Raw genomic sequence first — 21,343 nt, 5'->3', positions numbered from 1 at the left:
TCACTCTCCTCTCTCGACCAGCGGTCCGTTCGGCGCGTTGTGCGGGTTCGGGGTGAACCGCACGTCCGGGATCATCGTCGCCGGGTCACGACCCCACGACTGTTCGAGGGCCCGCAGCATGCCCGAAACGCCGGTGCCGCTGAGGATTCCGTTGTCGATCGCCGACAGCGTCAGGTCGACGTTGAGCGAGACGTTGATGTAGTCACCGCGGATGGCCTTCGGCACGTTCTCGATGCTGAACGGTGCGGTTCCGATGACCTTCAGCGCACCGAGCAGGTAGGGCGAGGCCTTGCCCAGCTGGACCAGAGGCCGCTGCAGGTTCTTCAGGTTGGCCGTGATGTCCGGATTCGCTTGCGACAGTGCGTCGTCGGTCGCCTTGCTGACTCGGCCAAGGGCCGTCACCGCGTCGGCGAACAGATCCCTGGTGTCGGCGAAGTGCTTGATCAACGGCGGGAACTCCGTCAGCACCCGGTCGAGGGTGTCGTTGCGCTGCGCGACGATCGCCAGCAACCGGTTCGTCGAGTCGATCGCGCGGGTGATGTCCTGGCGCTGGTCGTTCAGCGAGGCGGTGAAGGTGTCCAAACGTCCAAGGAATTCCCGGATCTGGTCACCGCGGCCGGTCAGGATGTTGGCCACCTCGGTCTGGATGACCTCGAGGTTCGGAATGCCACCACCGGTGAGGATGGTGCCGATGCTCGCCAGCGTCCGCTCCGTGGTGGGGAACGCACTAGCTCGCGACAGTGGAATCGTGTCCCCGTCCTTGAGCAGTGGACCGTTCTGCGCATCCGACGGCGCGGTCAACTCCACGTGCTGCGACCCGAGCAGAGACGTCTGGCCGATCGCCGCCGTGGTGTCCGCCGGCAGCTTCAGACCGGGCTCGACACCGAGGGTCAGCGTCGCGACCCAGTTCTTCAACTCGATCGCGCGCACGGTGCCGACGAAGACGTCCGCGACGCGCACTCGGCTGTTCACGTTGAGCGCCAACGTGTCCGGCATCTGCACGTAGATCGTCATCGCCTTGGAGTCCGTGCCGGGGCCACCGGGCACCGGCACGTTCGCGATGCCCTTCCACCCGCACGACGTCAGGATCAGACCGGCCGCGAGCAGAGCTCCACCGCGTTTGACCAGTGTTCTCAAAGTGGTGCGCATCGCCGTCGTCTTCTCTTCGCGCAAGCGGCTCATCAACCGGCTCCTGCTTCGGCGGGCAGCGGGGGTCCCGCCGGTGCGGGCGCGGCGGCGGGCGCCGGGCCTGCCGCGGGCGTCACGGCCCCAAGCGGGTCGCCGGGCAGCACACCGGGTGCGGGTGCCGGCGGCGGACCTGGTTGTGGGTACCACGGCGGAGGCAGCGGGCTGTTCTCGCCGTACGCATTTGGCGGGCCGGGCAGGCGGCCGTCGTTGACGCCGAAGGCCGGCGGTGCGGGCGGAGCGACGATGTCGGCTCCACCCATGAGCTCGCCAAGCGACTCGGGGGTCAGCATGTTCTGCGTGAACGGCTGCACCTCGACGCCCTGCATCCCGGGGGCGACGGTCCACCCGGGCTCGTGGTTGCCGTGGGAGAACAGCGTGTCGCGCGAGAAGATGCCGGGAACGGTCGTGTCCTTGTACCCGGGCGGCGGCTGCAAACGGCCCTCGGAGTAGGCGATCTGCTTCGGCAGGGTCATCGCCGTGCTGATCTGGTTCAACCCGAACGGCGGGTAGTTGAACTTCGTCGCGTCCAGGATCGGCGCCAGGTACTGCGCGCACAGCTCCGCGGAGTCCTGGTAACCCAGGCGGCTGCCGGCTTGGATCGCGCTGCAGAGGAACTGCATCGGGTTCGCGTAGTTGTTGATGGTCGGCAGGCCCACGATGCCGCCGGCATTCGGCGAGGCGATGTTGACGATGTTGGCCGCCAGGTTCGGGTAGACGTGCAGACCCGTCTCGAGACCCTTGCGTGGTTCGGGCTGCAGGATCGCGTTGGTCACGTCGGCCAGGTTGTTGACGTCCTTGGTCAGGACGGTCGCGTTCTGGTCGAGGAAACCACGCGTGGTGCTCAGCAGCTGGTTGAGATCCTTGACCGCCGTGGCGACTTCGCGGTCGGTGTTGGTGAACGCGTTGGTGAACTGTGCCAGGTTGTCGTTGAGGGCCACGAACTGCTGGTCGCTCTTGTACAACGCGTTGACGAACAGGGCCAGGCTCTTGATGACGCCGAAGAAGTCACCGCGGCCCTGGTTCAGGGTGGTCAGCGCCTCGGACAGGTTGTTGAGCGTCTTGTTGATCTGCTCGCCCTTGCCCTGCAGACCGTCGGAGAACGACTCGATGACGTCACCGAAGGGGCCCTTGGGTTGTTCCTTCGTCGGGCCGAGGTCGGTCAGGATGCGGTTGATCGAGTCGCGGAGCTCGTCGTACTCGACGGGCACCTGGGTGCGGTCCTCCGGGATGAGCGCGCCGTTCTCCATGACCGGGCCGCCGGTGTAGGGCGGTGCCAACTGGATGGTGCGCGACGCGACCAGGCTCGGATTGAGGATCGACGCCGTCGCGTTCTCGGGCACCTTGTACTTGGACTCGTAGTTGAACGTCACCCGCATCTTGTCGCCGTCGGGTTCGATCTTCTCGATCGACCCGACGCGCACGCCCATGATTTGGACCTTGTCACCGGGGTAGAGCGCCAGCGTCTGCGGGAACTCGGCCGTGACGGTGTTGTAGGTCAGCCGCTTGTACAGGTTGTAGCCCAAGAAGGCCGCCACGATGACCGCGACGAGCACCAGCGTGCCCACGATCAGGGTCGTCTTGGTCAGTGCGGGCATCTTCATGTTGCGGACGTTGAAGATCGTCGACATCTCTCGGGCCCCCTAACCTTGTGATCCGGGCGGAAGGAACGGTGGGTTGCCGGGCAGTTGCGCGTCGCCGGGCGTCTGCGGGCCGGGTCCCGGCGGCGGGATCGGACCGACCAGCGCAGGCGGCGGCGGCGAGGTGCCGTCACCCTGCAGCGATCCGGGTGCGATGTACGGATCCGACGGTTGTCCCGGGGTGACCGGAACGGTCCGCGCTCCGGGCGGGCCCGGCGCGAACTCGGGCGCAGGGGTGCCCTGAACCGGCGGGGAGAACTCGCCGGGGAACGCCGCGCTCGGCACGCCGGGTGCCGGTGGCGGAGCATTCGGATTCGGCGGTGCACCGAGCACGTCGGGCGGCCCATAGTCGTTGGCGCCGTATGGGTTCGGACCGAAGGGTCCGTTCTCGGCACTGGCACACGGCAGCGGGTTGGCCGGCGTCGGGTAGTTACCGGGGGCAGGCGCGTAGGAACACGGCGAGCCGGCGATGACGGCGGGACCGGGATGCTCCGGGGTACCCTCCAGCGGCGTCGGCGCCGGTGGTGGCGCACCGTTTGCCTGGCGCTGCCCGTTGGGATCGGGGTAGCGGAACGACGGCAGACCCGCGTTGCCCCAGAATTCCTCGGGGCTGATGCCGCGCTTCTTGAAGGCGGCGTCTACCCACGGCTGCAGGATCCAGTACGGCAGCAGGTTGACGAGCATCACCTTGAAGTACGGACCCGACGCGATGGCCTCGGCCAGCGACGCGGTGAACTTGCTCAGCGAGGTGAGCGTGTCGGCGAGGTCGAACTTACGGGCCACCAGCACGTCGCTGATGGTCTGCAGCTGGGTAAGGACCTTGTTGAGGTTGGGGTTGTCGTCGATGAAACCCTTGACCTGCGTGGAGAATTGGCTCACCCGCTCGAGCAGCATGTTCACCGCGTAGGAGCGCTCGTTGATCGCGGCGAGAAGGGTCTTGGCGTTGACCAACAGGTCGTTGATCTGGCCGCTGCGGCTGCCGAGGACGCCGGCGATCTTGTTGGCGTTGGCGAGCAGCTGCTTGATGTCCTCGTCACGCTTGCCGATGGTGTCGGAGAATCGGGACACGCCGTCCAGCGCCGCACTCAGGTGCGGATAGGTCTGGTCGATGGTCTCGGAGAGCACGTTGAGCGACTTCTTGACCGCCTGGGTGTCCCAGCCGGACGCCGCCTTCGTCACGTCGAAGAATGCGTCGTAGATCTGATACGGCGTGGTCGTCTGGCCAAGTGGCAGAACGCCGTTGGCGCCGAGCGTCGTGGACCCCTTGGGCTCCAGTTCGAGGTTCTTGCGACCGAGGATGGTGTCGGTGCGGATGTTGGCGCGAGTTTCGGTGCCGACCCGGGTGCCGTCGAGGGAGAAGCCGATGACGACCTTGTCGCCGTCGATCTTCATCGACTTGACCTCGCCGACGTCGACGCCGGCGATGCGCACCTTGTCGCCGGAGTTCAGGCCGCCCGTGTCGGAGAACTGAGCGAAGTAGTTGGGCTGCGCAAAGATCATCGGGACACTGGCGAAACTTTGGCCGACCCCGATCACGAGGACCAGGATGATGATGCCGACCAGCCCGTTGCGGATCCGGTTGTTGCCTTCGATGCTTCTCATTGCGGCGTGCACCTACCCGATGGCTGAGACCAGACCTTGACCGTGCGGACCGGGCCGCCCGGCTGCAGGCCGTTGAGCTTGAGCGTGATGTCGCAGGCGTAGAAGTTGAAGAAGTCGCCGTAGATGCCGCCCGCGCGACCGATGATCTTCAGCGCGGCGGGAATCTTGATCAGGGTGTCGTTCAACTGTTCCTTCTGGTCGACCAGTGGCTGTTGAAGGATCTCGAGATTGGTGACCGTCTTCTGCAGTAGCGGACGGTTGTCGCCGAGGAGGTCGGCAACCGAGCCGGCCGCGTCGCTGATGTCGGCCACCGAGGCCGCAATCGGGTCGGCGCGGTTCTTCAGACCGGTCACCAGGGTCTCGAAGTTCTTGACCGTGTCGTCGAACTGCTGCTGGTGCTTGACCGTGGTGGCGAGCACCGTGTTGAGGTTCTTGACCACCTCGCCGATCGCCTGGTCGCGGTCGGCCAACGCCGAGGTCAGCGACGCAGTCTGGTCGAGGATGTCGTTGATGGTGCCGCCCTGGCCCTGGAAGATCGTGATGATCGACTGGGCGATGTTGTTCACCTTGTCGGGGTCCAGCGCGCGGAACAGCGGGCGGAACCCGCCGATGAGCGCGTCGAGATCCAGAGCCGGCTCGGTGCGGGTGTCGGGGATGGTGCCACCGGCGGGGAGCTTGGTGTTGTCGTCGCCCCGCTTGAGCTCGAGGTAGCGGTCGCCGATCAGGTTGAGGTACCGGATCGAGGCCGTCGTGCCCTGGAACAGTTGCAGCGAGCGGTCGACGTCGAAGTGGACCTCGACCTCGTTGCCGCCGTTGATCAGTTGGACGTCGGAGACCTTGCCAACCTCGACGCCCGAGGCGCGGACGAACTGTCCGGAGCGCAGACCGCTGGCGTTCTTGAAGATCGCGGTGTACCCCGTGGTGCGGTCGAAGCGCAGCTGACCGAACACCACGACGATGAGCGCGGTGAACAGCAGCAACACCACGGAGAGTGCGCCGAGCTTGATCGCGGTACCGGTGATTCTCATGGGTTGATCGTGTTCTCCCCGATTTGACGTCCCCAGACGTACTCCCTGGCGATCGGCTGGCCCAGTTCCAGGTGGTTGTACGGCGCGATGCTGGCGCCGGTGTCCATCACCAGGTAGGGCATGGGCCACAGGTCACGGGTGACGGGCTGCCAGCAGCCGGGTCGACCCTCGGGTCCGCCATGGGCGTTGACCCGGGGCAGGTTGTCGGGGTAGACGTACGGGTTGCCGGCGCCGAGCACCTCGGAGTGGGTGTTCAGCGAGTAGCCGTTGCCGCCGAGCGATGCCGCGATCTTCGGTTCGACGTCGTGGTAGTTGCGGATCGTGCAGAAGAGCATCGGGCTGTACTCGTCGAGCAGGGCGCTGGTGGGCACCAGGTCAGCCGAGCTGCGCACCAGGTACGGGCCCGCCTTCTCGAAGACCTCGCCGCCGGTGTTGCCGAAGCCGACCGCCGACATGAGGGTCTGGTCGACGGTGCCCTGCAACTCGTTGAGGGTCCTGGCCGTGGTGACGGCGTTTTGCAGACCGTCGAAGAGGTCGGGGGACGCGTCGGCGTAGATGTTGGCCAGATCTGCCAACCCCCGCACGTCCTGGTTGATCCGCGGCATGCGCGGGTTGACGTCGGCGAGGATCGCGTTGCCGTTCTCGATCGACTGGCCGAAGCGGTTGCCGAGCCCGTCCAACGCCTGCGCGGTGGCGGTCAGCGTCTGGTTCAGCTTGATCGGGTCGACCTTCTGCGTCACCGACACGACGGTTTCGAACAGCGTGTTGAATTCGGTCGTCACCCCGCTGGCCAGGATCGGCGTGTTCGGCGAGACCCGTTGCGGGGACGGGTCCTTCGGTGAGGAGAACGCGATGTACTTGTTGCCGAAGACCGTCGTCGCCTTGATCTGTGCGTCGACGTTCTGCGGGATGAGGTCGGTGAACTGCCGGTCGACGTCGAGGGTGACCTTGGCCGCGGGTTTGCCGTCCTGCTCGGTCTCCGAGACGTCGGCCACGCGGCCGATTTCGACACCGTTGTAGGTGACCTTGGAACCGGGGTCCATCGATAGACCCGAACGTGACGAGATGAGCTCGAGCTTCTCGGGGTTCTGGAAGTCGCCGCGGAACTGGAACCAGACCAGGCTGACGACGATCGCCGTGATGATGAGCAGGACCACGCCGGCGATCTTGTATGGAGGAGTCCGCGGCTCGTTGACCGGTGACTTCGTCTGCTCTGGTGCGGTCATCGTCTATACCGTCAGGTTGAAGTTGGCGTCGGTGCCGTACAGCGCCAACGATGCGAACAGGACGACGAGCACGATCGCGATGAGCGAGGCGCGCATCGAACGGCCGACGGCCTCGCCGACGCCGACCGGGCCGCCGCTGGCGTAGAAGCCGTAGTAGCAGTGGTTGAGCATGACGATGACCGAGATGATGATCGCCTGGACGAACGACCAGGCCACGTCGTCGGGCCGCAGGAATGTGCGGAAGTAGTGCTCGTAGGTGCCGGTCGACTGTCCGTAGAACAAGGTGGTGGTCACCTGGGCGGACAGGAAGCTCATGATGATCGCCATCGCGTAGAGCGGGATGATGACGACGAAGCCGGCCATGATGCGCGTCGAGACCAGGTAGCTGATCGACTTGATGCCCATGACCTCGAGGGCGTCGATCTCCTCGCTGATGCGCATGGCGCCCAGCTCGGCGGTCGCGCCCGCGCCGACCGTGGCGGCCAGGGCCTGACCGGCGACGACGGGGGCCGCGATGCGGACGTTGACCAGAGCGGCGAAGAAGCCGGTGAAGGCCTCGACGCCGATGTTGCCGAGCGAGGCGAAGCCCTGGATGGCGATCAGCGAGCCGCCGGAGAGGGTGACGAAGCCGACGATGGCGACCGTGCCACCGATGACGGCCATGGCGCCGGTGCCCATGCCGATCTCGGCGACCAGGCGCAGCATTTCCTTGCGGTAATAGCGGAACGCGTGGCCGATGGAGCCGACCGCGGTGACGACGAACCAGGCGATGTGCCCGACGCTGTCGAGGAACCGGGCCGGCGACTTGGCCAGCCGCTCGCCACCCGCGACGGCGCGCGGGAAGCGCGACCTGAGGACTGCAGCCGTTGACATGTCAGCGCCCCGTTCCGAATCGAACGCCAATGGTCGTCATGATGACGTTGACCGCGAAGAGCGCGATGACGCAGAGCACCAGCGTCTCGTTGACCGCGGTGCCGACGCCCTTGGCGCCGCCGGACACCGTCAGACCGCGGTAGCAGCCGACCAGTCCGGCGATCAGTCCGAATGCCAGGGCCTTGACCACGGAGATCACGACCTCGGGCAGGCCAGTCACCAGGGTCAGCGTGGAGACGTAGGCGCCGGCGGAGATGTTCTGGATGTAGACGCCGAAGACGAAGCCGCCGACCAGGCCGATGGTGATGACGGCGCCGTTGAGGAGGAAGGCCACGAACGTCGACGCCAGGACGCGGGGCACGACGAGGCGGTGGATCGGGTCGATGCCCAGCACTTCGAGGGCGTCGATCTCCTCGCGAATGGTGCGGGCTCCGATGTCGGCGCAAATGGCGGTCGACCCGGCACCGGCAACCACGAGCACGGTTACCAGCGGGCCGAGCTGGGTGACCGCTCCCAGCGCCGCGCCTGCGCCGGAGATGTCGGCTGCACCGAATTCGGCGAGAAGGATGTTGAGGGTGAAGATGATGAGCACCGTCAGCGGGATGGCGACCGCGATGGTCGGCAGGAATGCCACCCTCATCAGGAACCAGCCCTGCAGGATGAACTCGCGCCACTGGAACGGCCTGCGGAACAGGGCCTTGCCGGTCAGGACGCACATCTTGACGAAGCCGCCGACGGCCACCAGGCCCGGACGAACCGTGTCCCGGACGTAGTCGAACAAGCCGGGGTTCTGCGCCGTCACCGGCGGAAACTCACCGTCTGGCGCGCGATCTGGCCACGATACTCGTGATGCAACGGCAAGAGCTGTCGCACGCCGCCTCCTTGCCCAAGCTTCGTGTCTGTGATCACAGTCTCCCTACTCGTGGGTAGTAAGGCGGACCACAGGAGAGTACCCGATGAATTCAGCGCCGCGGACCGCATCGGCCGGATTGTCACCCAGCTGGCTGGCAAACTCGTCGTCACAGGTCAGCGATCCACCGAGTCGACAGAAACCGTTGAGACAGAAGAACTTTCGTTCGCGTCAATCAGGCCCCCCTTGCCAAACCGCGCCCTCAGTTCCGTCTTGAGGACCTTACCGGCCGGGTTGCGCGGCAGCCCGTCGACCACTTCCAGCGCCCGCGGATGCTTGTAGCGAGCCAGCCGGTCGTCGAGGAATTCCTGCACGTTCGCCAGCGTCAACTCCGCCGTCGAGGCGAGCGCCACGACCGCGACGGGCACTTCACCCCACTTCGGATCAGGACGGCCGATCACCGCCGCCTCGCCGATCGACGGGTGCGCGGCCAAGGCGTTCTCGACCTCGGCGCAGTAGATGTTCTCCCCGCCGGAGATGATCATGTCCTTCTTGCGGTCCACCACCCAGACGTAACCCTCGTCGTCCTGGCGAACGAGATCGCCCGAGTGAAACCACCCGCCCGCGAACGCCTCGGCGGTCGCCTTCGGGTTGTTCCAATACCCGGCCATCAGCGTCGGCGCCCGGTAGACGATCTCGCCGACCTGACCGACCGGAACGTCGTTCATGTCGTCGTCGACGACGCGGGCCGACACCGTCGGGATGACCTTGCCGACCGACCCCAGCTTTCTGACCGCGTCGTCACCAAGCAGCATGCAGGTCACCGGCGACATCTCGGTCTGCCCGAACGCGGCGAGGATCTGGGCGCCGGGGAACGTCTCGGCCATGTCGCGCAGCAGCGTGTCCGACGCGGGAGCGGCTCCCCAGGACAGGGTGCGCAGCACGACCTTCCTGGGCCGGGCGCGCTGGGCGGCGCACACGACCTGCCACTGCGCCGGGACCAGGAAGATGCCGGTGACGAGCTCGGCTTCGAGGACGTCGAGCAGCGCGCCGGGGTCGAAGGCGCCGAGCGGGTAGAGCACGGTGGGCCGGCCGAGCAGCAGGCCGGTGATGAGGTTGCCGACGCCGGCGATGTGGAACAGCGGCACGCCGATGAAGCCGACGTCGCCGTTCAGGTCGGCACCGCTGGTGAACAGATGCGTCATCGCCTGGCCGGCGAGGTTGACGTGGGTCAGCACCGCGCCCTTGGGGCGACCCGTCGTCCCCGAGGTGTACATGATCAGGGCGGGTGAGTCGTCGGGGATGTCGACCGGCGCCGGAGCCGGGCCCTCCTCGGCGAGCAGGTCGTCGTAACCGAGCAGCCCGTCCTCGGTCGGACCGCCGGCGACGACGATCTCGGCCAGAGTTGGGTCGAGCTCGCGGACCGCCGTGGCGACCGCGGCGAGCACCGGCTCGGTGACGACCACGCGCGCCTCGCAGTCACCGACCAGGAAGGCGATCTCCGGCGGCGTCATGCGGAAGTTCACCGGCACGGCAATGGCTCCGAGGCGCGTGGCGGCCAAGACCGTCTCGACGAACTCCGTGCGGTTGAGCATCAGGATCAACACGCGGTCCCCGACGGCGACGCCCCGTCGACTCAGTGCCCCGGCCAACGCGGTGACGCGCCGGTTTAAGTCATCCCAGGTGGTCGTCTCGCCAAGGAATCGCAGCGCCGTCGCCCCCGGTTGCATGAGCGCGTGCCGCGCGAGCTGGGTGCTCCAGTTTTGCCGGCGCGCCAGATACGGCTGCTCGAGGACCAGCCGATCCGATGCTGGCGTCGCGGTCAACGGCTACGCTCCCTGACGTCTGCGCGCGGGTTGCGCGGCGTTGATATTTGATCAAACATGGTGTTGCCCCGGTCACACTATGGCCTCGGCGGCTCGTGGACAAGCCCGGGCAGCGGCACCGACGGCGGGGGATCGATGAAGGCGCAAGTACCGTGAGCGCACCGGTTAGGCCACGGCGCGAACAGCTTTCCGACGAAGTCGCCGGGCACCTGCGGGTCCGCATCATGTCCGGTGCGCTGCGCCCGGGTTCCTTCATCCGGCTCGACGAGACGGCTGCCGAACTCGGGGTGAGCATCACCCCCGTCCGCGAGGCCCTGCGCACGCTGCGCGGCGAAGGCATGGTCCAGCTCGAACCGCATCGCGGGCACGTGGTGTCGCCGTTCACCCGCGACGACATCGAGGACATCTTCTGGTTGCAGGCCGTGATCGCGGGCCAGCTCGCCAGATCGGCCGCCGAACGCATCACCGTCGAGGAGATCGACGAACTCGAACGGCTCGCCACGACCTCGGCCGACGCCATCACCCGGCGGGACACCGAGTCGGTGGTGGCCGCGGAGTTCGCCTTCCATCGCGCGTTCAACCGCGCATCGGGCCGGATCAAGCTGGCGTGGTTCCTGTTGCACGCATCCCGGTATCTGCCGCCGCACATCTACGCCGACGACCCACAGTGGGGTCGAGTGGCAGTCGCGAACCGTCACGAGTTGATCGCCGCGCTGCGGCGGCGCGACGTGGAGACCGTCGTGCGGGTGACCGACGACCAGTTCACCGACGGCGCCCGCCGGCTCACCGCGCGCCTAGACGAGCTGGGGCTCTGGACCTAGGCGTCAGGCGGACAGCGACTCCGCCCGCTTCTTGAGGTTCTCGGCGAGGTGTTCGAGGGCGTCGTTGACGATCTTCTTGACCATCATCGCCGGCACGGGCATCGAGACCTCGACGTCGAGGTCGACGGTCAGCAGGCTGATCGGCCCCATGGCCACCACGGAGAACAGCTGTTCCTGCTTGGAGAACAGATCGCCCTGCTGCATCACCGTCTGGATCTGATTCTCGCCGGGGTAGTAGACCGCCTGTATGTAGGTACCGTCCATGCCCTGCACCGAGGTGTCCAGGCGCAACTGGCTGGGCCGCTGGTCGTCGTAACGGGCCAGGATCCAGCAGCCCTTGATCTCGGGGTTCCACTGGGGGTAGGACTCGAAGTCCGCGACGATCGCCATGATCGCGTCGGCGGGGGCCTCGACCTCGACGGTCTTGCTCACGAGCGGCATCGGGCGAGCATATCGGCAGCGGTGGTGCGCGACGGCCTCAGGTGCTGACCGCGGTGGTCAGCAGAGCGCGCAACGCATCCGGGATCGGAACCGGCCGCCTGCTGTCCCGTTCGACGTACACGTGCACCCAATGCCCCACCGCCGCAACGGCTTTGGCGTCATCTTCCGACTCGGGCGGGGCGAATACCGCCAGGCGGTAGGTCACGCTGCTGGTGCCGAGCCGGGTGACGGCCAATCCGACGACCAGTGGGTCGGGGAATTGCAGCTCGGCGAAGTAGCGGCAGCCGGATTCGGCGACGACCCCGAGCTGCGGTGCGGCAAGCGGGTCGTGACCGGTGCTGGTGCCGAGCCACGCGTTGATCGCGGTGTCGAAGAGTTGGTAGTACACCGCGTTGTTGAGATGGCCGAACATGTCGTTGTCGGCCCACCTGGTCGTCACCGGCCAGTGCACCGGAAAGTCTCTCGACGTCAGGTCCCGCTCGGCTGTACTCACCGCACGAGTGTGCCAGTGCGGGCAAGCTGTCGGGTGTGAAGATTCGTGGAGCCGTGCTCGACCGCATCGGAGCGCCCCGGCGCTACGCCGAGTCGACGCCGTTGACCGTCGCCGACCTCGAGCTCGCCCCGCCCGGCGACACCGAACTCCTGGTCCGCATCGAGGCCGCCGGGCTGTGCCACTCCGACCTGTCGGTGGTCAACGGCTCCCGGGTGAGACCGGTGCCGATGCTGCTCGGCCACGAGGCCGCGGGCGTCGTCGAAGCGGTCGGCGCCGGTGTGGGCGACGTGGGGGTGGGTCAGCGCGTCGTGATGACCTTCCTACCGCGGTGCGGCGAGTGCGCGGCGTGCGACACCGACGGCCTGGCGCCGTGCATTCCGGGCAGCGCCGCGAACGGGGCGGGCGTCCTGCTCGCCGGAGGCACCCGGTTGGCCGCCGACGGCGAGCCGGTGCTGCACCATCTCGGCGTCTCCGCGTTCGCCACGCACGCCGTCGTCGACCGCCGCTCGGTCGTGCCGGTCGACGACGACGTCCCGCCGGTCGTGGCGTCACTGCTGGGCTGCGCGGTGCTCACCGGCGGCGGTGCGATACTGAACGCGGGCCAGCCCCGGCCCGGCGACACGATCGCGATCGTGGGCATGGGTGGGGTCGGCATGGCGGCGCTGCTGACCGCGCTGGCACACGACGACGTCGAGGTCATCGCCGTCGACCAGGTGCCCGAGAAGTTGGCGCGCGCAACGGAACTTGGCGCGCACACCGTCGTCACCCCCGAGGACGCCGGTGACCTGAAGGCCCGCATCGTCATCGAGGCAGCCGGGCATCCCGCCGCGCTCGAGACCGCGATCGCGCTCACCGGGCCCGGCGGGCGCACCGTCACGGTCGGACTCCCCCACCCGGACGCCAGAATCAGCGTGGCGCCATTGGGTTTCGTCGCGGAGGGCCGATCGCTGATCGGCAGTTATCTGGGCTCCGCGGTGCCGGCGCGCGACATCCCGCGCTTCGTCGGGCTGTGGCGCGACGGCCGGCTGCCCGTCGAATCCCTGGTGTCGGCCACGATCGGCCTCGACCAGATCAACGAGGGCATGGACCAGCTGGCCGACGGGCTCGCGGTGCGCCAGATCGTCGAGTTCTAGCGGCTCCCCTCGCCCCTCCCCGCGAGACATAGACGTCGGCGGCGACACGCCGGGGAACCCCGACGAGGTTTATGTCTCGACGGCTGGTGGCGGGCGGAGTTCGGCTAGAACCAGTCGTCGCGCATCTCGAGGGTGGTCCGATCGAGTTGCTCGAGCAGGTCCAATTGCGGTGCGGTGCGAGGTAGTTCGTAGCGGAAGAAGAACCTGGCCGCCTGACGTTTGCCGTCGTAGAAGTCCCCCGACTGACCGTCGGCGACGACGAACTGCTCGAGCCAGATCCATGCCATGACGACGTGGCCGAACGCCTCGAGGTAGATCGCGCTGTTGGCAAGCGTCGCCTCGGTGTCGGCGGTGGCGAACATGGCCGAGGTCACCTGCAGTACACGCTGCCAGGCCGCCGCCAATTGGCCGGCGAGTTCGGCGGCCTCGCCGCCCGCGGCGGTGGCCTGCTCGACCGTCGCCGTCACCACCCGACCCAGCTCGGCCAGGCTTGCACCGTTTCGTTGAGTCACCTTGCGGCCCAACAGATCCAGACTCTGAATGCCGTGGGTGCCCTCGTGGATGGGGTTGAGTCGGTTGTCGCGGTAGTGCTGTTCGACGTCGTATTCGTGGGTGTACCCGTAGCCGCCGTGCACCTGGATGGCCAGGTCGTTTGCCTCAAGGCACCACTGCGAGGGCCAACTCTTGGCCACCGGCACCAGGATGTCGAGCAGGTCGGTCACGTGTTCGGCCTCCTCGGCCGACTCCGCCGTGCGCTGCAGGTCGATCAGCTTGGTGCAGTAGAGCCCCAGGGCCAGCCCGCCTTCCACGTATGCCTTCTGCGCCAACAGCATTCGCTTGACGTCGGCGTGCTGGACGATGGGCACCTGCGGCGTGGTGGGATCCTTGACCAGTCGGCCCTGCGGACGGTCACGGGCATACTCGACGGACTTCAGATAGCCGGTGTAGCCAAGCGACACCGCGCCCATCCCGACCGCCAGGCGGGCCTCGTTCATCATGTGGAACATGTAGACCAGACCACGATGGGGTTCGCCGACGAGGTAGCCCACCGCGCCCGCTTCGCCGAGCGGTTGGTGGATGCCCTCACCGAAGTTGAGCACCGTGTTGGACAGGCCGCGTTGCCCCATCTTGTGATTCAGCCCGGCCACGGTCACATCGTTGCGCTCCCCGATCGAGCCGTCCGTGCCGACGAGGTACTTCGGCACGATGAACAGCGAGATGCCCTTGGTCCCGGCCGGTCCACCGGGGATCTTCGCCAGCACCAGGTTGACGATGTTGTCGTTGAGTTCGTGTTCGGCCCCCGAGATCCACATCTTGGCCCCGAACAGCCGGTAACTGCCGTCGGGCCGCGGCTCCGCACGGGTCAGGATGTCGGCCAGTGACGAACCCGCTTGGGTCTCCGAGAGCGCCATCGTGCCGGTGAAGCGGCCGGCGAGCATCGGCTTGACGAACGCGTCGATCTGCTGCTGGTCGCCGAACTTGGAGATCAGATTCGCGTTGGCGACGGTCAACATGAGGTAGCCGGACGTGCTGACGTTGGCGGCCGAGACGTAGGCGAATCCGGCCTGGGCGACGCACACGGGCAGTTGCGCACCGCCGAGCTCCTCGTCCATGCTGGCGCCGACCAGATCGGCCTGGGCGAATGCCTCGAGGGCCTCCTTTACCTCGCCGATCACGGTGACCCGCTGGCCGTCGAAGGTCGGCTCGTTGGCGTCACTCTTCTTGTTGTGCGGCGCGAAGTACTTCTCGGCGAGGTCCTCGCTGAGGTCGAGTACGCCGTCGAACGTGTCGCGGGAGTGTTCGGCGAACCGCTGCCGCTTGGTGAGCTCCTCCACGCGGAGCCATTCGTAGAGCAGAAAGTCGAGATCGCGCCGCGACAGCAAGGTGGACTTCATCAGACCGTTCTACGCCTCGCTGGCGACGTCGATGCCGAGCGGTGCCTCGGTGCGCACCGCTTCGTCGCGAATGAGACCGCGGAGCAGCGCGGTGCTGAACTCGACGGCGATCTCTTGGGCCGTCCGCCGGCCCTGCGGCCGGAGCCAGCGGTAGGACCCCAGCGTCATGCCGATGTAGCCGAGGGCCAGCACGTGGGAGTCGCAGTCGTAGAACTCGCCGCTCGCGATGCCGCGGTCGATGACGTCGCGGACGTGCTCGTACACCGAGCTCTCGGCCTTGCGGATGTAGGCCACCTGCTCCTCGGTGAACCACTCCGTGATGTAGGGCGCCTCTTGGAAGTAGACGGCCCCCCGCTCGATGTCGGAGGCGATCCCGACGAGCAGTCGGCGGGTGAAGTGGTAGATCATCTCGCGCGCCGATGCCGACGGGTCGTCGTGCAAGGCCTCGACGGTGAAGTCGGCGGCACTCTTGCAGATGTCGAACAGGATCAGCGACTTGCTGGCGTAGTAGTGGTACACAGTCGCCTTGTTCAGACCGACCGCGTCGGCGACGTCGTCCATCCGAGTGCCGTGGTACCCGCGCGCCGCGAACAACTTGGTGGCGACGGCGAGCAGCTCCTCCCGACGGGTCAGGCCGTTGGCGCGAAGGGAGTCTGGCTCGGTGGTGGACATGAGGGCTCACTCTACGTAGGCCGGGCCTGCTCCCGGGGTACCAATCAACTGGTTGGCCAGTCTAGGGAATCGTCCTCATCCACTGTTTACCGCGGTTCGTCCCGGGCTACACTTCGACCAACGCCGGCCCGCTATGGAGGTAATGATGGACCCGAATCCTGACTACGACATCAGCGACGAAGCCGAATACTTCTTCAACTTCATCCCGTGGGGTCTGCGCGGCGTCTACCCGCCCCCGGCGTACCCGCCGGTCTAGCACCTAATCTCAGTCCCCCTCACCGGTCGTCCCATGGACGACCGGTTTTTGGGTTGAGCGTCATCCCCTGGGTCCAGGGTTCGGCGACTGAGCGTGCAGTCAACCCGCTCCTCCGCGGCGTCCGTCCGCGAATTACTCAGTTCGTTTAGTGGCTTGATCCGTCAACCGTTCGCCATATTCGCACGCCTACGGCGAAAAGTAACATTGCGGTAATCGCGAATTAGTCGTTTGTAATGTGCTTATAGCGCGTTTGACCGTCTTCCTTCTGCATCTCCCTACGCGTTGCTGGTTCTGCACGTCGGCGTTAATCTTGTTCCCATGGGGGCGATCGGGGACACGGTCGGGATCCTCCGTGCCGGGACGCACCTTGGCGCAGCCTCTGCGCGTACGACCACCACGTCGCGCGAGGTGTCTCGGCACGAAGTGCGGCAGCAGATTGCGGGCATCGTCACCGTCGCGCGGCATTGCTCCTGTCTGGCCGCAGCCATGGTCGCCTTGCTCGCACCGGTCGAAACTGGTGTCCCCGGCATCTACGGCACGTCGTTGATGGCTGCCGTGGCGGGCTGGTCGGTGTACCGACTGGCCAGCCGCTCGCGGTCGCGCGTCGCAACCGGATGCGACGTCGCGTGGATCGTCGTCGCGGGCGCCAGCCTGCCGGCGCTCATACCCGCGACCGAGCTGACTCGAGCGGTCAGTGCGCCGGTGGCGATCGTCGTCGTCTCGACGGGCACCCTTGCGGTCCAACTGCGGGTGAGGTGGTCTCTGGCGGCCTCGGCGCTCAGCGCGGGCGCCCTCGCGTATGGAGCGACGATGCTCACGGGGGTCGACGGCGCGCTTATCTGTGTACCTGCGGTCCTCGGCGGCTGGGCCGTGGGTGTGATGTTGCGCCTGACGATCGAACACGTGGCGAGGACTTCCGACCGCCTGCATCAACGTCACGCGCCGACGAAGATGGGCGTCAGCGTCGCGGAAGCCGTGCGACGGGCAGAGCGCGAGCACGTCGCCATGCTCCATGACACGGCTGCGGCCACCCTGCTCTTGGTCGCACAGACTGCCCACGTGCCCGAGCGGCGGCTGGCCGCACGAGCCGCGCGCGACATCGTGGTCCTGCAGACCAACCCGTACGCGTACGGCAGCGCACCGGTCGACCTGGTGACGCTGTTGCGCACGGAGGCGTCCGCGTACGTAGACCTCCCCGTCGAGTTCACCGGGCTCGACCACCTCTTATTGGACGGTCAACGGGCGCAGGCGATTTGCGCCGCGACACGCGAGGCGCTCAACAACGTCGACCGTCACGCGGGCGCGACGCTCACGACCATCTACACGGGTTGGCAATGCGTCGAGATCAACGACGACGGAGGGGGTTTCGTGCCCACACCGTCCAGCGGCCACGGTATTCGCGAGTCGATCGTCGAGCGGATGCACCGGATCGGCGGCGGCGCCACCGTCCATTCGACGCCCGACGTCGGCACGACCGTCGAGCTGCGATGGTCCACCGAACGAGAAGGCGTTCCGGCGCGCCATTCCGGTGATCGCGCGGTCGACGACGACACGATCCCCGGCCTCCGATCACGGTACGGTTTGGCACTGGTCGTCGCGTCGGCCCTTCTCACGGCAATCGGGTTGTGGCGCAGCCCGACCGACCACACCGTCGCCCACGTCCAAATAGGTCTCGGCATCGCAATGACGTCGTGCATACTTGCCGCGCTCCCACGGGCGCTACGTGGCGTCCGGTGGGCGGGCTGGACCGTCTCGGCGGTGTTGGCGGCGACCGCCGTGATCCAACACGGCACGCTGGACCCTCTGGAGCTGGACACCTACGCAGACTGGACGCTGGGCATCGTCGGCTTCGGTCTCCTTCTCCTGCTCTTCGGGCTACCCGCCGGCAGTAGTGTCACGATCCTGCTGGTGGTCTGGGTGATTCCCGCGGCGTTCGACGTCCTCCGAGAGCCGTCCGTCCGCATGGCCGCCGATCTCGGCATCGCGACGTCGGCGTTCCTCATCCCCCAGATCGCGATCAGTCTCATCGGTGCATCAGTCCTCGACGCGGTCCGCAGGGCACGCCGAGAGAACGAAGCTCAGCTAGGTCTGCAGACCGCCGAGGCCATTGCCTCGGCTCTGCAGTCCGAGTGCGTCCGCGCCCGCTCAGACACCGTGGATCGCCTGATTCCACTGCTGCGGGGGCTGGCCGGGGGTGGCCCGATCACCGAGGACGTCCGGCGCCGGGCGCGGGCCGAATGCCAACGGCTCCGAACGCTATTCGACCAGTCCGGTGCGGAGGCAAGCGACCTGTCACGGCAGATCCAGGCGCTCATCGGAAAGGCCGAACGACGCGGCGTGAGCGTCACCGCACACGTCGACCGCGATCTTCCCGCGCTCGACGACGACACCGTCGAGGACGTGCTGAGACACGTCGACGCCGTGCTCGAGCAGGCCAACTCCTGGGCCAGAGTCGTCCTGACGGCCGCGCAGACCAAAGTCGATCTCAGCGTGGTGTGTGACGTGTCCGAAACTACCTGGATCAACGCGCGACGACCGCCGGGGGAGGCGGAAGTCGTCGTCGCAGACGACACCATGTGGTGGACGCTGCGCGCGGGATGAGGATCGAACGGGGGAACATGACAGAAGAATCGCAGATTGCCCACCCGATGCCGATCGTGGTCATCGACGATCACGATGCCATTCAGATGGCCGTGCAGATCTGGTGCCAGCAGGCAGACCCACCGATCAGTGTGGCCACCGGATTCAGTGTGACCTCGGAGTTCCTCGGCGCCCATGGGACGGGCCCGCCCGCCGTCGTGGTCTTCGACCTCGAACAGCGTTCGCACCGACCAGATTTCGCCGGCCTGGAGAAGGTGGTCGCACGTGGTCACCGGGTGGTCGTGTACTCCCATCTGGCGGGTGACGAGGTGATCCTGCGGTGCCTGGAGTTGGGCGCCGTCACGTTCATCGTGAAGTCCGAAGGACGGTCTCATCTGGTCGACGCCATTCGTGCGGCTCTGGCCAACGAGCCCTACGTGGGCCCACGGATGGCCAAGGCGATCTTTCACGACAGGAGCGTCGGCAGACCCAAACTCGGTCCGCGGGAAAAGGAAGTCCTCATCGCCTGGTTCCAAACCGAGAGCAAGGATCTCGTCGGGCAGAAGCTTGCCATCTCGTCGACGACCGTTCGAACCCATTTGCAACGAGTGCGGGCCAAGTACGCCGCGGTCGGACGCGCTGCTCCGACGAAGTCCGCTCTGGTCGCGCGCGCCATTCAAGACGGCATCATCTACCTCGACGATCTGTGACGCCTGGTGGCGCGACCTAGACCCGAACTCCGCGCCACGGCCTCGGAGACGGCCATTCGCGCCGACGACACCGGCTTGGTCTCGCCGCTGGTCACCAGCTCGAGGCGGCCGAACCGGCTGGCGACGGCGCTGGTCAGCCCGAGCTGGGCGTCGGGCCACCGCCACGCTTCGCCCAGGACGGAGTCGTCGGACGCCTGTGGAGTCGACGCGAAGGCGACCCCGTCGTGCACACGGACCGTGTGGTTGCCGAACGCAGCTCCGATGACCTGACCGTCGTCGTCGAACACCAAGTGGTGCAGATAATCCGCGTACATCGTCATCACTCCGCACGTGCGCGCGCGGATGCCCAACCACGCAGATGGAGTCGTCGCCGACCAGTCGTCGGGCTGACCTCCGATCATGCCGACCTCGATCCGCCTACCGGTCGGCAGGATGAGTTCCCGCGTTCCCGGCACGGTGGCCCGGGTGTAGATCGACCAGTATCTGGAGTTCAGGCAGTCATGGTTCCAGCTCGGGATGTCGCAGCCACGAAAGGGCGGCACCGGCCCGAACGGCTCCCGTGATTCGGCAAGGGTCCGCCGCGGCAACCCCGCCGGCATCGAAGCGGGGCGAGGTGCGTCGACACCGCTGGTCACCGCGTCGAGGTAGTTCAGCGTCGCCGCCGGCATGCCGTCGAAGCTCAGCGCATCGCGCACTGCAGCCGTCCACGACCGTGGCGGCTTGGGCTCCGCGGAGCGCCACGGTGCCTGCCCGACAGCGAGTTTGGCCACCAAGACCACCCTGCCTGCGTTGGCCGCGGCGATGGCCGCAACCATCGACGCCGGGCCCCCTCCGATACACAGGACGTCGACGGTGACGTCGTAACGAATGCCTCTTTCTTGGCCAGTCCGAAAGCGGGGAATACCGGGGTCACCTCCGACTCGAACGACGCCGCCGTTTCATCACGCCGCGGCGACGGGTGGCCCGACGAGGAGGGCGGAGTTGTAGCCACCCATACCCATGGAGGTCTTCAGCGTCACCCCGCCGTCGAAGGGCGTCTGACCGTCGAGCAGCCGTGGGTGGCCGACACTGACCACTCTCGACGCCGGTACCACCTTGCGTTGGTATGCCATCATTCCCGCCGCCAGCTCCACCGCACCCGCGCTGGCGAGACAGTGGCCGACAAGGGGCTTAAGCGCGTACAGCGACGGCTGCGCGGTACCGAATACCTCATCCAGGAAGGCCACCTCGGCCGCGTTGCATTGTTCGGTGCCGGTGCCGTGGGCGTTGAGATAGTTGACGTCCTCGGCACCGACGCCGGCGTCGGCCATGGCTTCGGTGACGCACCGAATCACCTGTGCGTATGACGGATCCATTCCCGTCGCGTGATAACCGTCGCTGGTCATGGCGCCGCCGAGGAGCATGGCGTACGGGTCCTGCGACGCGGCGGACAGCACGAATCCCACTGCCGCCTCGCCGGGCGGGAACCCCCGGCTCCCCGTTTGGAACGGACGGCAGGCGTCCTGCGGTTCGACGTCGACGACGGCGGCCTTCATGCCCACGAAGCCGGCGACTACCTCGGGCGTGAGCGAGAGGTCGCAAGAGATCACCACGACGTCGTCGGCCTTGCCCAGCTCGAGCCACTCCTTGGCCGTCAACATCGCGTAGTTGGCGGATGAGCAGGTCGCGGACACCTCGAAGGACGGCCCATGAAACCCGAACTCCTTCATGAACATTGCCGTCGGCGTGGACGGAAACGCCCTGACGAATTCTCGGGCGCGGCGGGCGTTGCCGCGGCTCACCTCACGCCATGCGTACATGTCGTTGAAGCAGCCCGCATAGATCACGCCGACTCGATCCCCCGGCGTCCATCCTCGAGCCGTGGCGTCGACGATCGCCTCACGCCCCGCCGCCATGAACGCGCGGCCGAACAGACCGTCGCCGTCGGCCACCTCACCCCCTTCGGGGATCTGGGCGATCCAGGCCGAATCGGTGCCGTCGGCCCCGAAACCGCCGATCAGGCGGGCGGCGGACTTTCCGCTGCACATTCCGTCCCAGAACACCTCCCGACCCCAGCCGTATCCACTGACGACGCCTAGGCCGGTGACTCCAATTCCGTTGTCTGACATGCTT

At 66.9% G+C, this 21,343-nt stretch carries 19 protein-coding genes; 5 read left to right on the top strand and 14 right to left on the bottom strand.

The features are described 5' to 3' along the window. The 8 genes from H7K45_RS09935 to fadD5 form a co-directional block, all read right to left on the bottom strand. The gene (locus H7K45_RS09935; protein ID WP_263995662.1) at window positions 1–1,149 is read right to left on the bottom strand and encodes a virulence factor Mce family protein; all 1,149 of its coding nucleotides are present in this window, start codon (window positions 1,147–1,149) and stop codon (window positions 1–3) included. A gap of 32 nt (window positions 1,150–1,181) precedes the next feature. Further along, window positions 1,182–2,816 carry a virulence factor Mce family protein gene (locus H7K45_RS09930; RefSeq protein ID WP_263995610.1) on the bottom strand — a complete coding sequence of 545 codons (1,635 nt, stop codon included), beginning with the start codon at window positions 2,814–2,816 and terminating at the stop codon, window positions 1,182–1,184. Window positions 2,817–2,828: 12 nt separating this feature from the next. Then, window positions 2,829–4,427: a virulence factor Mce family protein gene (locus H7K45_RS09925; RefSeq protein WP_263995609.1), complete on the bottom strand. Its 1,599-nt coding sequence runs from the start codon at window positions 4,425–4,427 to the stop codon at window positions 2,829–2,831. Further along, on the bottom strand, window positions 4,424–5,455 hold the full coding sequence (locus H7K45_RS09920) for a virulence factor Mce family protein (protein ID WP_263995608.1): 1,032 nt from the start codon (window positions 5,453–5,455) through the stop codon (window positions 4,424–4,426). Before H7K45_RS09920 ends, H7K45_RS09925 begins: the two co-directional genes overlap by 4 nt. Continuing rightward, window positions 5,452–6,681, bottom strand: a complete 1,230-nt coding sequence (locus tag H7K45_RS09915; protein ID WP_263995607.1) for an MCE family protein — start codon at window positions 6,679–6,681, stop codon at window positions 5,452–5,454. Before H7K45_RS09915 ends, H7K45_RS09920 begins: the two co-directional genes overlap by 4 nt. 3 nt (window positions 6,682–6,684) lie before the next feature. After that, window positions 6,685–7,554, bottom strand: coding sequence for an MlaE family ABC transporter permease (locus tag H7K45_RS09910; RefSeq protein WP_263995606.1), 870 nt, complete (start codon window positions 7,552–7,554; stop codon window positions 6,685–6,687). Window position 7,555: 1 nt separating this feature from the next. Continuing rightward, window positions 7,556–8,272 (bottom strand): MlaE family ABC transporter permease, encoded by a 717-nt coding sequence (locus H7K45_RS09905; protein ID WP_372512527.1) that lies wholly within the window; start codon window positions 8,270–8,272, stop codon window positions 7,556–7,558. A 308-nt stretch (window positions 8,273–8,580) separates the two neighbouring features. Then, window positions 8,581–10,230 (bottom strand): fatty-acid--CoA ligase FadD5, encoded by a 1,650-nt coding sequence (gene fadD5 / locus H7K45_RS09900; protein ID WP_263995605.1) that lies wholly within the window; start codon window positions 10,228–10,230, stop codon window positions 8,581–8,583. Window positions 10,231–10,382: 152 nt separating this feature from the next. Between fadD5 and H7K45_RS09895 the strand changes: the two genes are divergently transcribed. Next, window positions 10,383–11,051: a GntR family transcriptional regulator gene (locus H7K45_RS09895; protein ID WP_263995604.1), complete on the top strand. Its 669-nt coding sequence runs from the start codon at window positions 10,383–10,385 to the stop codon at window positions 11,049–11,051. 3 nt (window positions 11,052–11,054) lie between these two features. Here H7K45_RS09895 and H7K45_RS09890 read toward each other — a convergent pair whose 3' ends face one another. Then, entirely contained in the window at window positions 11,055–11,492 is a 438-nt protein-coding gene (locus H7K45_RS09890) for an SRPBCC family protein (protein WP_263995603.1), read from the bottom strand. 37 nt (window positions 11,493–11,529) lie between these two features. Continuing rightward, window positions 11,530–11,985 carry an acyl-CoA thioesterase gene (locus tag H7K45_RS09885; protein ID WP_263995602.1) on the bottom strand — a complete coding sequence of 152 codons (456 nt, stop codon included), beginning with the start codon at window positions 11,983–11,985 and terminating at the stop codon, window positions 11,530–11,532. 26 nt (window positions 11,986–12,011) lie between these two features. On the opposite strand from H7K45_RS09885, the gene H7K45_RS09880 reads away from it, so the two are divergent. Further along, entirely contained in the window at window positions 12,012–13,118 is a 1,107-nt protein-coding gene (locus H7K45_RS09880) for an alcohol dehydrogenase catalytic domain-containing protein (RefSeq protein WP_263995660.1), read from the top strand. A 104-nt stretch (window positions 13,119–13,222) separates the two neighbouring features. Here H7K45_RS09880 and H7K45_RS09875 read toward each other — a convergent pair whose 3' ends face one another. Together H7K45_RS09875 and H7K45_RS09870 are read right to left on the bottom strand one after the other, a co-directional pair. Then, window positions 13,223–15,013, bottom strand: coding sequence for an acyl-CoA dehydrogenase (locus tag H7K45_RS09875; RefSeq protein ID WP_263995601.1), 1,791 nt, complete (start codon window positions 15,011–15,013; stop codon window positions 13,223–13,225). A gap of 9 nt (window positions 15,014–15,022) precedes the next feature. Beyond that, window positions 15,023–15,685: a TetR/AcrR family transcriptional regulator gene (locus tag H7K45_RS09870; RefSeq protein WP_263995600.1), complete on the bottom strand. Its 663-nt coding sequence runs from the start codon at window positions 15,683–15,685 to the stop codon at window positions 15,023–15,025. A gap of 142 nt (window positions 15,686–15,827) precedes the next feature. Between H7K45_RS09870 and H7K45_RS09865 the strand changes: the two genes are divergently transcribed. From H7K45_RS09865 to H7K45_RS09855, 3 genes are all read left to right on the top strand, one after another. Continuing rightward, window positions 15,828–15,941 carry a hypothetical protein gene (locus H7K45_RS09865; protein WP_173008004.1) on the top strand — a complete coding sequence of 38 codons (114 nt, stop codon included), beginning with the start codon at window positions 15,828–15,830 and terminating at the stop codon, window positions 15,939–15,941. A 318-nt stretch (window positions 15,942–16,259) separates the two neighbouring features. Next, on the top strand, window positions 16,260–18,542 hold the full coding sequence (locus H7K45_RS09860) for an ATP-binding protein (RefSeq protein WP_263995599.1): 2,283 nt from the start codon (window positions 16,260–16,262) through the stop codon (window positions 18,540–18,542). Between the two features lie 17 nt (window positions 18,543–18,559). After that, complete coding sequence (locus H7K45_RS09855) at window positions 18,560–19,231, top strand: DNA-binding response regulator (protein ID WP_263995598.1); 672 nt, start codon at window positions 18,560–18,562, stop codon at window positions 19,229–19,231. On the opposite strand, the gene H7K45_RS09850 is transcribed toward H7K45_RS09855, so the two are convergent. Both H7K45_RS09850 and H7K45_RS09845 read right to left on the bottom strand, forming a co-directional pair. After that, entirely contained in the window at window positions 19,213–20,046 is an 834-nt protein-coding gene (locus H7K45_RS09850) for a hypothetical protein (RefSeq protein WP_263995597.1), read from the bottom strand. The genes H7K45_RS09855 and H7K45_RS09850 overlap by 19 nt on opposite strands. A 126-nt stretch (window positions 20,047–20,172) precedes the next feature. Further along, the gene (locus H7K45_RS09845; RefSeq protein WP_263995596.1) at window positions 20,173–21,339 is read right to left on the bottom strand and encodes a beta-ketoacyl synthase N-terminal-like domain-containing protein; all 1,167 of its coding nucleotides are present in this window, start codon (window positions 21,337–21,339) and stop codon (window positions 20,173–20,175) included. Window positions 21,340–21,343 lie beyond the last annotated feature (4 nt).

The sequence above is a fragment of the Mycobacterium yunnanensis genome (assembly GCF_025823185.1).
In the GTDB taxonomy this organism is placed as follows: Bacteria; Actinomycetota; Actinomycetes; order Mycobacteriales; family Mycobacteriaceae; genus Mycobacterium; species Mycobacterium yunnanensis.
Note: the sequence above shows the minus strand (reverse complement) of the source record. Positions and strands in the feature narration are given on the sequence as shown.